Origin of the sequence: Polynucleobacter campilacus, assembly GCF_002206625.1 — a bacterium.
Classification (GTDB): Bacteria; Pseudomonadota; Gammaproteobacteria; order Burkholderiales; family Burkholderiaceae; genus Polynucleobacter; species Polynucleobacter campilacus.
Map to the genome: position 1 here is coordinate 862,192 of NZ_NGUP01000003.1, position 13,102 is coordinate 875,293.

Sequence of the window (13,102 nt, forward strand, 5' to 3'; positions counted from 1 at the left end):
GTTGACGCAGCAAGAATCACAAGTAACAGAAAAGCGTTTTGACCGTATTCGCTCTTTTGTTCTGCGAGCTGGCAGAACAACTGTAGGGCAGCAACGCGCTATAGATGAGTTGGGTCCTCAGTTTCTACTACCTTTTCAAGATGCACCGCTAGATTTAATTGCTGCATTTCAGGGAGCTACTAAGCCAAAGATTCTAGAAATTGGATTTGGGATGGGCGAGACAACCGCTAAGATTGCGGCTCTTCGAGCTGAAGATGATTTTCTAGCAATCGAGGTTCATACCCCAGGTGTAGGAGCGCTGCTGAAGCTCATTGGTGAAAATCAGCTCACTAATTTGCGTCTCATACGTCATGATGCTGTTGAAGTCCTAGAAAAAATGATTGCACCAAATTCTTTGGATGGCATTCATATTTATTTTGCTGATCCTTGGCATAAAAAGCGCCACCATAAGCGCCGCCTGATTCAGACACCATTTGTGGAATTATTAGTCACCAAATTAAAGCCAGGAGCTTATTTACATCTAGCAACCGATTGGCATAACTATGCAGAGCAGATGATCTTGGTCTTGAATGCCCAGACTGCTTTGCAAAATACTTCTACCAATAAAGTCAAAGTAGAAACTTTTACTAAGGAAGATGCTGCCAAACCAGGTGAAATTGCCAATGAATTTAAGCCCTCTCTTGAGCAGCTGGGTTCGGAGCATCTAGGCTATGTTGAAAGACCGTCTTATCGGCCTATTACCAAGTTTGAGACACGTGGCATCAAGCTAGGACACGGTGTTTGGGATTTGGTCTACCGGAAAAAGTAAACCCGCACGTAATGTACGCTAAAGGCTTTAACTTGCCTTGGTCTCCGCGCTACGTAATGTTTGAGCCAGCAGATCAAGCACACCATTCACATACTTGTGACCATCAGTACCACCAAAGGTTTTAGCTAGCTCTACTGCTTCATTGATGGCAACCTTGTAAGGCACAGAAAGATCTGCGGCTAATTCATAAGTGCCAATTAAGAGCGCAGCATGCTCTACAGGAGAGAGTTCATTGATTGGGCGATCCAGTGCTGGTGTGATGAGCGCTTCTAATTCATCTGTACGCTCTAAGACGCCTTCAAAGATGCCCTGAAATAAATCTTGCTGGCAGCGACGAAATGCTGGATCTTCAGCTAATTGTTTTGCAATAGCTGCGCTATTTGGCAAGCTACCTGCGCGGCGCACTACAAGACTTTGATATACCCCTTGCAAAGCGTATTCACGAGCACGACGACGCGGGGTCAATGAGCGCTTAGGGGCTGCTGACTTCGCTTCTTTTGTGGCTGCAGGGCTAGAAGAGTTAAGACTGGAGTTCGGCATGAGAATAATTACTCTTCTTCGCTAGGGTTGATTTCGATATCAATATCAGGGGTGAGCGCTAAAGCCAGGTTAGCCATTTCTACTACTGTTCTAGCACAATCTGCGCCTTTTACTTTCACGCGAGCTTGCGCTTGCTCATCGGTATCGCATGTCAAAACACCATTTGCAATTGGTAGACCTGAGTCAATAGAGATACGAGTAATGCCTGCAGCAGATTCATTTGAGACGAGCTCAAAGTGATAGGTTTCACCACGGATCACGGCACCTAAAGCAACTAAGCCATCAAACTCGCCAGTCTCAACGAGTTTTTGTAGAGCAAATGGGATCTCTAGGGCGCCAGGTACAGTAACCAATTTGATATCAGCCTGCGCAACACCCAAAGTAATAAGTTCCTCAATACAAGCATTGGTGAGGGCCACACAATGATCTTCATTAAAGCGTGCTTGCACGATACCAATCCGAAGATCTTGACCATTGTGGTCTGCTTCCAGTACGCCTACAAAATCATTATTAGAGCTGGTCATGATATTTTTTCTAAATGAATTACTAAAGAGTTTATGGGGTAGTAGGTTTATAAGGTTGGTAGCCTGTCACTTCTAACTTATAACCAGATAGATTTGGAACTGGGCTTGGCTTAGAAAGCAAACGCATTTTGCCAACACCAATATCTTTCAGAATCTGGGCACCAATACCATAGCTTCTAAAATCCGTTTTACGCGCTAATGGTTTTTTAACTTCATCTTGGGATTGATTGAGCTTTTGAAACTGAGCTAACCAATCTTGATCATTCGGTGCTGCGATACCTGAAGCATTCAGTAGAACTGCAACGCCTACTGGAGCAGCTGCAATCTCTTTGAGTGCTTGCGCAAGTGGCCATGAGTGATTACTAACCTGTGAGTCCAAGAAATCCAATACTGTTACCGGTTCATGTACCCGCACTAATGTCTCTTGGTCTTCAGAGGGTTGGCCATGCACTAATGCGATATGCACACATGAGCTTGGAGTATCGCGATAAATGATGCCTGCAAACTTGCCCCAGGGGGTAATAAATTCACGAGTACCTTCGCGCACTACGATACTTTCGTTTTGACTGCGGTATTTAATCAAGTCAGCAATGCTGCCGATGTTGAGTTGATGCTCTTTGGCAAAACTGAGAAGATCTGGTAGGCGAGCCATACTGCCGTCATCTTTCATGATTTCGCAAATCACAGACGTTGGTGAGCATCCAGCTAGTGCAGCAAGATCGCAACCTGCTTCAGTATGACCAGAACGAATTAATACGCCACCGGGTTGAGCCATCAAAGGAAAGATGTGGCCAGGTTGTACTAAATCACTCGGCTTAGCATTGGGAGCTACAGCAGTTTTAATGGTTAAAGCACGGTCAGCAGCAGAGATGCCAGTAGTGACTCCGCTAGCAGCTTCAATTGAGACTGTGAAATTGGTACCCATCGAGGTGCCGTTATCGCGCACCATGAGTGGCAGATTTAATTGCTGACAGCGCTCGCGCGTTAAGGTGAGGCAAATAAGACCACGACCATGTTTGGCCATGAAGTTCACTGCCTCAGCAGTAACGTGATCGGCAGCTAGAACAAGATCCCCCTCGTTTTCACGATCTTCTTCGTCAACGAGAACGACCATCTTACCGGCGCGCAGGTCGGCAATAATTTCTTCTGTGGAGGCGAGAGTGTTTTGCATAGCCCACTATTTTAAGCTGAGCAGACAATTACTGTGAGCTACTACAAGAATATGGCAACTTTCGGACAGGAGGAGTGCGCATAAGGTCTTTTAAGGGCTCGCAGACCCCCTGAAAATGCTTCTATGCCCCAGCTACGCCAAGTTACCTATAAATACCTGTCAGATCATCAAATTGATGCTTCTCAAGGCTTTGTTTTATTAGAGGTCATCGTGGCGATGAGTCTGATCTTGGGTTCATGGATGGCTTTGGTTGGCACTTATCAAAACTTAGCCTTGCGCACTGCTGAAACAGAAAGCAAAAGAGTCCAGCTCAGAAGGGAGTTTGATGCTTTTGAAGTGAGTGAACAGGCCCGGGCAAGTGTCAGCACAAATACTAAAGGTCAAAACTATGAATCTTCTCGAGTGTCTCATCGCCATCGCACTCAGCATGCTACTTCTCAACCCCCTTCTAAAAACAAGCGCTGATTTGGCAGCTAAACAAATCGAATATGAAAAGAGACAATCACTCACTGCTGAAGCTGAGCGTGCATTTGAGCTCATTGGGCGCGCAATCAGAATGGCAGGGTACCGCAATGTACATTCTACAGCGCGACGCAAGCAAGAAGATCAATGGATTCAAGTTTATAAAAAATCAGGATATCGAGGATCTGATTCTTTAAGTGTTCAGCATGAGATTTCTGCTGCAACGGATTTTGATTGTATCGGTAATACACTTAGTAAAGAGCGCAGTAAACACGGTTTAGCACGCCAAGGGTTTTTAGTAGACAGACAGGCTGGGATTGCTAAAGGCGCAAAAGTAAATGGTGGATCCCTGATTTGTCAATCACTTGACCGGCAAGGCCGTCTGCAAAACACGACTTTGATGAACGGTGTGAGCTACTTAGCAATCGAAGAGATGGCTACCCCAGAAAAAACACCTGCACAAAAACTCTTTAAGGTGAGATTGCAGATGACCGACGGAGCCCTCTTAAACCTAGATCTAGAGCGTATCTTTAGCACTAGGAATCTGCCATGATTTTAGCTTGGGTACTTTCTTTATTGCTTTTGTGTGCCTCTCTCATAGCCCAACTAGAGCGCTTAACTGCACTGCGTATCATTGAAGTTAAGACAATTTCACTTGTACAGCAAAATTTTATTGCTACAGAAAAAGCGGTATCGGATTGTGAAAAAAATCTGATGATACTTTCAGTATTAACTGAGAATAATTGTTTGATTCAGCCGATTAATAAAAATATTTGGTTAATTAGTAGCAAACAAAAACCCGCAATTCAGGTTCATGTTCTCCTAGATGCAAAGTCTGGCACGACTACACGTTTAAATTGGCGCCAATCATTTGATCAATAAAAATCATCATCATCGATCCTATGGTGGAAGCTTGCTCGAGTTAATGGTGGTGATCTTGATCGTGGCTATTATTGTGATGATCACAATGCCGCTTTTACAAAATCAAATTGCTGCGCGAGAAATAGATTCAGTTGCAAGGCGATTCATTACACATGCGCATTTTGCTCGGCAGCAGGCTTTGCATCTAGGTGAACAAGTGTTGCTGGCACCAGCAACGGACAGTGGCTGGGATGATGGCTGGATTGTGCAAAGTGGATGTATTGCTAAAGGAGCCAAATCAAGTTGCCAACCTCAGTATTGGTTTTCTCAGGGGGCGATAGATCCTATTTACTTTAAGGGTGGCGGCAGACAGTTTGTAGATCCCCATTCTCAAAAAAGAGGTATTTTGTTTACCGCTGCTGGGGCTGCTAAAACCGGGCAAGGTGGGTTTGTGGCTAATCGGCTTATTTTGGGTCACGATAGGGCCCCCAGTCTTGAGCGCCAGCTGATTTTAGGCAGCGGGGGCCGTTGGAGAATCTGTGACCCAGCCAGAGATGCAAAGCGATGCCATTGAATGCATTGAATGGTTTAATAGAAGTATGTATAGCGCAGTTGACCACCAGTTTATGAGCGAGGCTTTGGCCGAGGCTCAAAAAGCACTTTATTTATCCAACCCTAACCCGCGGGTAGGCTGTGTCATCGTGAAAGATGGCGAAATCATTGGTCGCGGCTTTACCCAAAAAGTGGGCGAGGCTCATGCAGAAATTCAAGCATTGGCTGATGCTAAATCTAAAGGTAAAGATCTGGCGGGATCCGCTATCTATGTCACGCTCGAGCCTTGCAATCACACCGGTAAAACACCGCCTTGTGTTGATGCCTTAATTGCTGCCAAGCCGGTTAAAGTCATTGCTGCTATGAGTGACCCCAATCCTTTGGTAGCTGGCAAGGGATTAGAAAGATTAAAAGCAGCAGGCATAGAGGTGCATTGTGGTTTATTAGAGGCCCAGGCTCAGGAGCTTAATCGTGGATTTATCTCTAGGATGACAAGAGGTCTTCCTTGGGTGCGCATGAAAATCGCTGCTAGCTTAGATGGCAAGACCGCATTACCTGACGGTAAGAGCCAATGGATTACTGGACCTCTGGCAAGAGCAGACGGTCATCACTGGCGCGCGCAAGCTTGTGCAATTATCACGGGCGTTGGTACCGTCAAAGAAGACGACCCTTCTTTAAATGTGAGAGAGGTCGCAACCCAGCGTCAGCCCTGGAGAATCATCGTTGACTCTAAATTAGAGACTCCGCTAAATTCTAAGATTCTCAATCAAGCTGATCAATCGGGTGTTCTGATTGTGTGTGCCGAGCTAGATTCTCCTGGTAATCGTGAGAAAGCTAAAGCTTTTACAGAGCGCGGTATTGAGGTGATTACTATGGCCAATGCATTTGGCAAGGTGGATTTACCAAAACTCTTTTCTTATTTAGCTAAAGAGCGACAAATGAATGAGATTCATATTGAGTCTGGTTTCAAGCTCAATGGATCGATGCTGCGAGAAAACTGTGTCGATGAGTTATTGCTCTACTACGCACCATTTTTTATGGGCGAGGGTATTGGGATGGCAAATGTGCCCACTCTCCCCACATTAGATACGCCAAAGAATTGGAAAGTCATTGATCAGCGCTTAATTGGCCCTGATTTGAGGCTCAACCTGGTTAAGAACTAAAATCACCCTATGTTTACTGGAATTATTACTGCCGTTGGTCAAATTACAAGCGCTCAAGCCAAGGGCGATGGCCTGCAATTAATGGTTGAGGTACCAGCAGGCTACCTAGATGATGTTGTCTTAGGCGACAGTATTGCGATTCAGGGTGCTTGCATGACTGCAACGCAATTTAAAGACAATTCGTTTACTTTGGACATCTCTCGCGAGTCTCTCAATAAAACAGTAGGTCTGGATAAAGTAGGCCCTGTGAATCTTGAAAAGGCAATGCGTTTGAATGATCGTTTGGGTGGTCACTTAGTTAGCGGGCACGTAGATGGTGTTGGCAAGGTAGCGCATTTTTCGCAAGTGGCTAACGATGCCTATGGTTCTTGGCTGCTGCGCATTGAGGCCCCAAAAGAATTAGCCCAATTTCTAGCTTATAAGGGATCGATTGTTGTCAATGGCGTTTCACTGACAGTCAATAAAACAGAAGATAGTCTAAATGCTTGCATGGTAGACATCAACCTCATTCCGCACACGCTTCAAAGTACTACTCTAGGTCAGTTGCAGCAAGGCGATGCCGTGAATCTTGAGATTGATTTAATTGCGCGTTATGTGGCGCGCATGCTAAATAAACTCTAGAGCTTTTCTAATTCAACCTTAACTGTGAGCCCGCCTTTTCTGGAGCGCGCTATTTGGATAAGCAATGCATCATCTATAAAACCTTCGCTAGGTTTGGGTGTTTTTAAGGCTCTTAAACGCTTTACCGTTTTTAGATCATTATTCGGTGCGGAGGCTTTCTTATTAATTTGTTTCATTTTCTAGCCAAGCACTCTAAATGGTTAGCTATAGACTTCCTTAGCATCCATTAAGACTTTTAGATATTGACCATTTTCTTGTCTTGGGTAAATGCCCATGTTGACAATAGTCCCATTATGGGACTATAATTGCAAGATGAGGGTAATTGCTAGAAAGTACTTGGTAAAGTTTTGGGAAAGCCATCGAAATGCGGAGCAGCCTCTACGGGCTTGGTACGATGAGGCGCTAAATGCTAAATGGACTACACCTCAAGATATAAAAAATTCTTATAGAAATGCAAGCTTTATTGGAAACAATAGAGTGGTTTTTAATATTAAAGGTAATGATTACAGATTAATAGTAGCAGTTGCGTATCAGTATGGAGCTGTGTACGTAAAGTTTATAGGAACGCATGCAGCATATGATGGCGTTAATGCAAAAACAGTAAATATGGAGGGCATATGAAAGATTTGAAGCCAATTAGAAATAAAAGTGAATACAAGGCAGCGTTAGTTGAGGCCTCAATTTTTTTTGATGCTGAGCCAAAATTTGGCAGCAAAGAAGCTGATAGATTTGAAATTATATTAATGTTGATCGAGGCTTATGAGACCAAGCATTATCAAATTTCTCCACCCGATCCTGTAGAGGCCATTAAATTTAGAATGGAGCAAGCGGGGCTAAAGCCCAAGGACTTGCAACCAATGATTGGTGGATTAAATCGCGTCTATGAAATATTGAATCATAAGCGCCCACTAACACTAAGAATGATTTGGAACTTGCATTCTATGTTGGGTATTCCAGCTGAAAGCCTTATACGGCCAGATGATGAATTGCGAGCAGCCTAGTTTAATTCTTAAGATATCTAGTCGGATCGCTCACATTGGCTTGCTTAAAGCCCGCCTGTCTTAGGCGACAAGATTCACATTCTCCACAAGCTTCGCCTAAATCATTAGCTTGATAGCAAGAAACGGTTTGGGAATAATCCACCCCCATGGTGCTGCCAAGCTCAATGATTTGCGCTTTAGTCAAATTGATGATCGGCGCATGTACTCTGAAGCGATTCTCATCATTGATTGCTTCTACTCCAGCTTTAGTGGCCAAGTTAGCCATGTGCTCAAAAGAGGCAACATATTCAGGGCGGCAATCAGGGTAGCCTGAGTAATCAACAGCATTGGCACCGTAGAACACATCTAAGCCACCCAATGACTCAGCCCAACCTAAAGCTAGCGACAAAAGAATCGTATTGCGTGCAGGTACATAAGTAATTGGAATCTCTTGATCCTTGCCGAGAGTGGTTGGAACTGCAATGGAGGAGTCAGTTAATGCAGAACCGCCAAAGCGCGTGAGATCAAGGTTGACCACTTCATGGCGGATGACGCCAATTTGTTTTGCAATATGTTTGGCTGCTGCTAACTCAGAAGAATGGCGCTGACCATAAGCTACCGAAAGTGCGTAAGGCGAGTAGCCTAAGTCTTTGGCTAAAGCAAGAACAGTCGTGGAGTCTAGGCCGCCAGAAAATAAGATGACTGCGGGAGCGCCAGGTTTGCGTGGCGCTAGATTCTCAAATGCAGCAGAGAGCTTAGACATAAACTAGTTGATATTACTTAGTAGTAGCCAGAAGTTGCTGTGCATCTTTAGCCGCTTCAGTATCGGGATACTTGGAAACGATTTCAGCAAACGTTTTTCTAGCAGCTGTTTTATTGCCACTCTCTAGTTGAGAATTACCCAAGGTGACCATTGCTGCAGGAACGCGGGGGTGATCAGGATATTTTTTAATCAGGCTTTGCAATTGACTGATTGCACCAGCGTAATCTTTATTGGCATATTTACTATTTCCGCCCCAGTAAAGTGCTAATGGCAGGTAAGGACTTTTAGTGTACTTTGCCGCAAATGCAGAGAAAGCTTCACTCGCTTTTTTCAGATTACCCGCCTGAAATGCTTTTAAGGCATCGTCATAGGCTTTTTTCTCCTCAGGCTGGACTATCTCACTGACGCCTTCAATCGTGATTGAGCGTGGCTCAAAATTACCTAGGCGATTATCTAAATCTTGGTAGTAGGTTTTTTGACTGGAGTTGATGTCTTCGCCTTGCTTCTGAAGATCTTCAATTTTGCCGCGTAGTTCAGCGTTATCTGCTTTGAGCTTTTCAATTTGGCCTTGCAACTCCAGTTGGGTCGTGGCAAGTGTCTTACGTAGATCTAGGATGGCCTTACGCGCTTCATCATCCGAGAAGAGGGCCCAGGCGCTATTCGATGTGCTTAAGCAGATGAGGGCAGCACTTAAACAAAACGCTCGTGAGAGCGTTTGTTTTGTAGAAGTGAAAAGCATCTTCATTTAGTTGGTAATGTAAACAATGTCAGCGCGGCGGTTTTCTGACCAAGCTGCTTCGTTATCACCTTCTGCCTTTGGCTTTTCTTTGCCAAAGCTGACAGCTTCCATTTGCTCATCCGATACGCCCATCAAGTTCAATGATTTGCGTACTCCATCAGAACGACGTTGACCCAGTGCCAAGTTGTACTCAGCAGTGCCGCGCTCATCGGTATTACCTTGAATGATGATCTTCTGTTTTGGGTTCGCTTTTAAATAGCTTGCATGCGCAGACAACATTTTTTGGTATTTAGTCTGCACGGTGTACTCGTCAAAACCAAAGTAAACACTTTTCTCGAAGAGTGGGCTCTTTGGGTCATTCCATGGCTGTGAGCCAAAGTTGCCACTACCACCAGTACCACCACTGCCGCCAGCGCTATTAACGTCATCTAATTTCACGCTAGAACAAGCTGCTAGCAAAATTGCAGTTGCTCCGATCAAGGTAAATGTGGCGGCACGGCGTGCGAGAGAAATCTTCATGGTCTTTCCTTTTCTTACAAGCTAATTCAATAACCCAGTCAATATCTGAGTCTATGGACAATATTATGCCTCTAAGAGTATGAAAAGTAACGATTTAGCCCTAAAAGGGGGGAAGGAAGAAAGGATTTATGGATTAAGGCTGAGTCAGTCTTAATCCATAAAGGGCCCCCAGGATGGCTGACGAACATCAGAACCCGGAATGCTCAGAACCTGTTTTGAGTTTCCATCAACTGAGACGGCAGCTAAGACGCGCTTGCCATTGACTTTGGTGGAGTACAGCACATAGCGACCATTGGCGGCAAAAGAAGGAGACTCATCACTAGTGCCGTCTGTTAAAGCTTGCGCATCACCAGTAGCTAAATTCAGAATATAGAGACGATAGGCGCCACCAATGTTGGCGATATAGGCTAAATACTTTCCATCCGGCGAGATGCGTGGTGAAGTAACAAAGCCTTGCTTGTAAGTGATTCTCCTGACACCTTCAGCTTGCTCACCTTCAGCGCTCATGCGATAGATCTGTGGGTTACCACCACGATCGCTCGTGAAGTAAATGTAACGACCATCAGCAGAGTACTGTGGTTCAGTATCAATGGTGTTGCCGCGAGTTAAGCGCTGCAGGCCTGTGCCATCGGCATTAATACTATAGATTTGGGTATTGCCATCTTTAGAAAGTGAGATAGCCAGTTTTCTGCCATCAGGTGACCATGCTGGCGCGCTGTTATTTCCCTTTTGATTTGAAAGAGCGATGCGACGACCAGTTGCTAGCTCATGAACGTAAATCACTGGCTTGCGATCTTCAAAAGATACATAAGCCACCTTCTTACCATCAGGTGACCACGAAGGAGAAATGATGGGCTCGCCACTATTCATAGCATTGCGAATATTCTGGCCATCTGCATCGGAAATCACTAAGCGATAGCGCTTGCCATCCTTGATGACGTACGACAGGCGGGTTGAGAATATGCCGCGTTCACCCAATAATTTGAGAACAATATCATCAGCAATTTTGTGGGCTACCGCACGCAAATTGTCGGCGCTTGAGTTGAGCTTTAAGCCGCCCAAACTTTCAGATTTTCGAATATCAAATAATTTGTATTGAATCTCGAACTGCGATCCACTCGATTGCACAACCGAACCAACTACTAAAGCATCAGCACCACGTGCAGCCCAAGATTTGTAATTCGGTGTGCCTTCATCACCCTCAGTGGCGTTGCCATTTTCAGTATTCTTAAAGTAACCACTGCGTACTAAATCTTGGCGAATGATTTCAGTAATGCTGATCGGTAATTTTTGCTCATCTTTAAAGCGCATGACAGCAATGGGATAAAGCGATTGACCAACGCCAGTGATTTCAATATTCATCATTTGAGCAAATACTGGACTTACAACACCAAGAGTTAAGGCAGTCATTACAACAATCAAGATATGTAATTTAAAAATAACTATTTTTATTGGCTGCAACATGCTTTAGTCCTTGAGTTTGAATGTCAGCGAGATTTCGCGTTGTGGAATTTTGCCATTGTCATCCTTGGGTAGACTTTCTGCGCGAGAGAGTGCCAAGAGCACTGCACGATCCCAATCATTATTACCGCTAGAAGTTAAAACACTCGTACTCATAATTGCCCCATCTGGAGCAAGGTTGACCTTAATAACAGCCGCTGGGTTGCCACTGATAAATTCTTGGTTAAAAACGATGAGCGGTCTAACTTTCTTATTGATTCTATCTTTCCAGCCAGGGGGCGCATTGCCACCTCCACCCATACCGCTGCCAACCGTACCTCCGCTGCCACCCTCAGCTCCTGCAGCTGCTCGTAGGCGGGCTAATTGATCGGCACGCACTTTTTCAGCTGCGGCATTGGCTTTCATTTCTGCAGGAGTAAGCGCTTTGGGAGCTTCAGCTTTTTTGGGCTGTTCTTTTTCCTTCTCCTTTGGCGGAGGAGGTTTAACTGTTTTTGGAGTCTCTTTCACCACTTCTTTTTTAGGGGGCTCTTTTTCTGCTATCTTTTTCTTTACTGCAATGTCAGCAGCCTCCTCTTTGGCTACTGTTTTCATTTCTGGTTCAGGTGTACTTTGAACTTGTGGCACAGAATCCCATAACTCCACTTCAACTCCAGAGGGGGTGCTGTTATTCCAGCTAATGCCGATGACCAAAAAAGCAAGCAGGCCTAAGTGCGCAACAAGTGAAAGACTGAAGGCGCGTTTAGTGCTTTCTGCTTTTGTGAGGCGTCCCCGATTAAATGGAGAAAGATTTGGCTGCAAACTTTGGGCGCTATTCATGGATAAATAAAAAGAGCTCTCAAATTACTTTATTGACTCTTGACTGCAAGACCAACGCGTTTGACGCCGTTTTCTTTGAGCTTAGACATCACATCCATGACCACTTCGTACTTAATGGATTTGTCAGCTGCTAGCACAACCGGTTGCTCCGCAGACTTTTCTGCTTGTGTTCTGGCAAATGCTCCAAGCTCAAAGCGGTTGAGGGTTTGAACGGGCTCACCATCTTTGCGCACGATGACATTTTCATTGGCATCAATCGTTAAAAAGACAGGAGGCAATACCTGTACCTTAGCTCCGCCAACAGTAGGCAAATTGACGACACCAGGATTGACCATTGGCGCTGTAACCATGAAGATCACTAGCAGTACCAACATCACGTCGATGTATGGAACGACATTAATGTCAGCCATGACTCTACGTTTTCTACTTCTTCCTAGTGATGATCCAGCCATGCTTATTTTCCTAAGCCTTGACGTTGCAAAATATTGGTAAATTCTTCGATAAAGGTTTCAAAGCGAATCGAGAGACGATCAACATCAGTAGCGGCGCGGTTATAAGCAACCACTGCAGGAATCGCCGCAAATAAACCAATTGCTGTTGCAACTAGCGCTTCTGCAATACCAGGCGCTACAGCCGCTAAGGTGGCGTTCTGAACGTTTGCTAATCCACGGAAGGCATGCATGATTCCCCATACGGTTCCAAAGAGGCCAATGTAGGGTGACACAGAACCGACAGACGCTAAGAAAGGGAGGTTGGCCTCCAAAATATCCATCTCACGTTGGTAGGTCGCTTTCATGGCGCGACGTGCGGCATCGATTTCGCGAGCCTTCATGAACTCTTGCATGCCGGCCTCAAAGATGTGTTCAAGAACGGCGGCGCTGCGGGTATTGCGCTGGGCAGCCGTAAAAAGGCTGCTCAGATCTCTGCCAGACCAAAAATCACGTTCAAATCGCTCTGTATCGCGCCTAACCCCACGCAAAACCGCGGTTTTCTTAAAAATGATGGTCCAAGAGGCAATGGACATCCCTAGTAATAACAACATTACCAACTGGACTAATAGGCTGGCATTGAGGACTAGAGAGAGAAAGGAGAGGTCTTGTGTAGTGGTCATGGTGGATTTTG

General features: G+C 45.1%; 20 protein-coding genes. 9 read left to right on the plus strand and 11 right to left on the minus strand.

Annotated elements, in window-relative coordinates; all coding sequences use genetic code 11:
- The first annotated feature begins 1 nt into the window (after nt 1).
- Complete coding sequence (trmB, locus tag CBI31_RS07885; RefSeq protein ID WP_088525806.1) at nt 2–808, plus strand: tRNA (guanosine(46)-N7)-methyltransferase TrmB; 807 nt, start codon at nt 2–4, stop codon at nt 806–808.
- Nucleotides 809–835: 27 nt separating this feature from the next.
- Here trmB and nusB read toward each other — a convergent pair whose 3' ends face one another.
- The 3 genes from nusB to ribBA are packed head-to-tail and all read right to left on the minus strand — an operon-like array spanning nt 836 to nt 3,043.
- On the minus strand, nt 836–1,348 hold the full coding sequence (gene nusB, locus CBI31_RS07890; RefSeq protein WP_088525807.1) for a transcription antitermination factor NusB: 513 nt from the start codon (nt 1,346–1,348) through the stop codon (nt 836–838).
- A gap of 8 nt (nt 1,349–1,356) precedes the next feature.
- Nucleotides 1,357–1,872, minus strand: coding sequence for a 6,7-dimethyl-8-ribityllumazine synthase (gene ribH, locus CBI31_RS07895; RefSeq protein WP_088525808.1), 516 nt, complete (start codon nt 1,870–1,872; stop codon nt 1,357–1,359).
- A 31-nt stretch (nt 1,873–1,903) separates the two neighbouring features.
- Complete coding sequence (gene ribBA, locus CBI31_RS07900; protein WP_088525809.1) at nt 1,904–3,043, minus strand: bifunctional 3,4-dihydroxy-2-butanone-4-phosphate synthase/GTP cyclohydrolase II; 1,140 nt, start codon at nt 3,041–3,043, stop codon at nt 1,904–1,906.
- A gap of 123 nt (nt 3,044–3,166) precedes the next feature.
- Between ribBA and CBI31_RS07905 the strand changes: the two genes are divergently transcribed.
- Genes CBI31_RS07905 through CBI31_RS07930 form a run of 6 tightly spaced genes read left to right on the plus strand, consistent with a single transcriptional unit; the run spans nt 3,167 to nt 6,702 of the window.
- On the plus strand, nt 3,167–3,508 hold the full coding sequence (locus CBI31_RS07905; RefSeq protein WP_088525810.1) for a hypothetical protein: 342 nt from the start codon (nt 3,167–3,169) through the stop codon (nt 3,506–3,508).
- Nucleotide 3,509: 1 nt separating this feature from the next.
- Nucleotides 3,510–4,058 carry a hypothetical protein gene (locus CBI31_RS07910; protein WP_240553807.1) on the plus strand — a complete coding sequence of 183 codons (549 nt, stop codon included), beginning with the start codon at nt 3,510–3,512 and terminating at the stop codon, nt 4,056–4,058.
- Entirely contained in the window at nt 4,055–4,387 is a 333-nt protein-coding gene (locus CBI31_RS07915) for a hypothetical protein (RefSeq protein ID WP_088525812.1), read from the plus strand. The genes CBI31_RS07910 and CBI31_RS07915 overlap by 4 nt, the downstream gene beginning before the upstream one ends.
- Nucleotides 4,377–4,940: a GspH/FimT family protein gene (locus CBI31_RS07920; protein ID WP_240553809.1), complete on the plus strand. Its 564-nt coding sequence runs from the start codon at nt 4,377–4,379 to the stop codon at nt 4,938–4,940. The genes CBI31_RS07915 and CBI31_RS07920 overlap by 11 nt, the downstream gene beginning before the upstream one ends.
- A 25-nt stretch (nt 4,941–4,965) precedes the next feature.
- Nucleotides 4,966–6,081 (plus strand): bifunctional diaminohydroxyphosphoribosylaminopyrimidine deaminase/5-amino-6-(5-phosphoribosylamino)uracil reductase RibD, encoded by a 1,116-nt coding sequence (gene ribD, locus CBI31_RS07925; protein WP_088525904.1) that lies wholly within the window; start codon nt 4,966–4,968, stop codon nt 6,079–6,081.
- A 9-nt stretch (nt 6,082–6,090) separates the two neighbouring features.
- Complete coding sequence (locus tag CBI31_RS07930) at nt 6,091–6,702, plus strand: riboflavin synthase (protein ID WP_088525813.1); 612 nt, start codon at nt 6,091–6,093, stop codon at nt 6,700–6,702.
- Here the strand turns inward: CBI31_RS07930 and CBI31_RS07935 are convergent.
- Nucleotides 6,699–6,878, minus strand: coding sequence for a hypothetical protein (locus tag CBI31_RS07935; protein ID WP_088525814.1), 180 nt, complete (start codon nt 6,876–6,878; stop codon nt 6,699–6,701). The genes CBI31_RS07930 and CBI31_RS07935 overlap by 4 nt on opposite strands.
- A 136-nt stretch (nt 6,879–7,014) precedes the next feature.
- Between CBI31_RS07935 and CBI31_RS07940 the strand changes: the two genes are divergently transcribed.
- A complete protein-coding gene (locus CBI31_RS07940; RefSeq protein WP_088525905.1) occupies nt 7,015–7,323 on the plus strand; it encodes a type II toxin-antitoxin system HigB family toxin in 309 nt (102 codons plus the stop codon).
- On the plus strand, nt 7,320–7,703 hold the full coding sequence (locus tag CBI31_RS07945) for a helix-turn-helix domain-containing protein (RefSeq protein ID WP_088525815.1): 384 nt from the start codon (nt 7,320–7,322) through the stop codon (nt 7,701–7,703). Before CBI31_RS07940 ends, CBI31_RS07945 begins: the two co-directional genes overlap by 4 nt.
- Before the next feature lies 1 nt (nt 7,704).
- On the opposite strand, the gene queC is transcribed toward CBI31_RS07945, so the two are convergent.
- From queC to tolQ, 7 genes are all read right to left on the minus strand, one after another.
- The gene (queC, locus tag CBI31_RS07950; protein WP_088525816.1) at nt 7,705–8,445 is read right to left on the minus strand and encodes a 7-cyano-7-deazaguanine synthase QueC; all 741 of its coding nucleotides are present in this window, start codon (nt 8,443–8,445) and stop codon (nt 7,705–7,707) included.
- Nucleotides 8,446–8,458: 13 nt separating this feature from the next.
- Complete coding sequence (ybgF, locus tag CBI31_RS07955) at nt 8,459–9,190, minus strand: tol-pal system protein YbgF (RefSeq protein WP_088525817.1); 732 nt, start codon at nt 9,188–9,190, stop codon at nt 8,459–8,461.
- Nucleotides 9,191–9,703: a peptidoglycan-associated lipoprotein Pal gene (gene pal, locus CBI31_RS07960; protein ID WP_088525818.1), complete on the minus strand. Its 513-nt coding sequence runs from the start codon at nt 9,701–9,703 to the stop codon at nt 9,191–9,193.
- Nucleotides 9,704–9,853: 150 nt separating this feature from the next.
- On the minus strand, nt 9,854–11,167 hold the full coding sequence (gene tolB, locus CBI31_RS07965; RefSeq protein ID WP_088525819.1) for a Tol-Pal system beta propeller repeat protein TolB: 1,314 nt from the start codon (nt 11,165–11,167) through the stop codon (nt 9,854–9,856).
- Nucleotides 11,168–11,170: 3 nt separating this feature from the next.
- Entirely contained in the window at nt 11,171–11,980 is an 810-nt protein-coding gene (tolA, locus tag CBI31_RS07970) for a cell envelope integrity protein TolA (protein WP_088525820.1), read from the minus strand.
- A 29-nt stretch (nt 11,981–12,009) separates the two neighbouring features.
- Nucleotides 12,010–12,432 carry an ExbD/TolR family protein gene (locus CBI31_RS07975; protein ID WP_088525821.1) on the minus strand — a complete coding sequence of 141 codons (423 nt, stop codon included), beginning with the start codon at nt 12,430–12,432 and terminating at the stop codon, nt 12,010–12,012.
- A gap of 2 nt (nt 12,433–12,434) precedes the next feature.
- Complete coding sequence (gene tolQ / locus CBI31_RS07980) at nt 12,435–13,091, minus strand: protein TolQ (RefSeq protein ID WP_088525822.1); 657 nt, start codon at nt 13,089–13,091, stop codon at nt 12,435–12,437.
- Between the last annotated feature and the right edge of the window lie 11 nt (nt 13,092–13,102).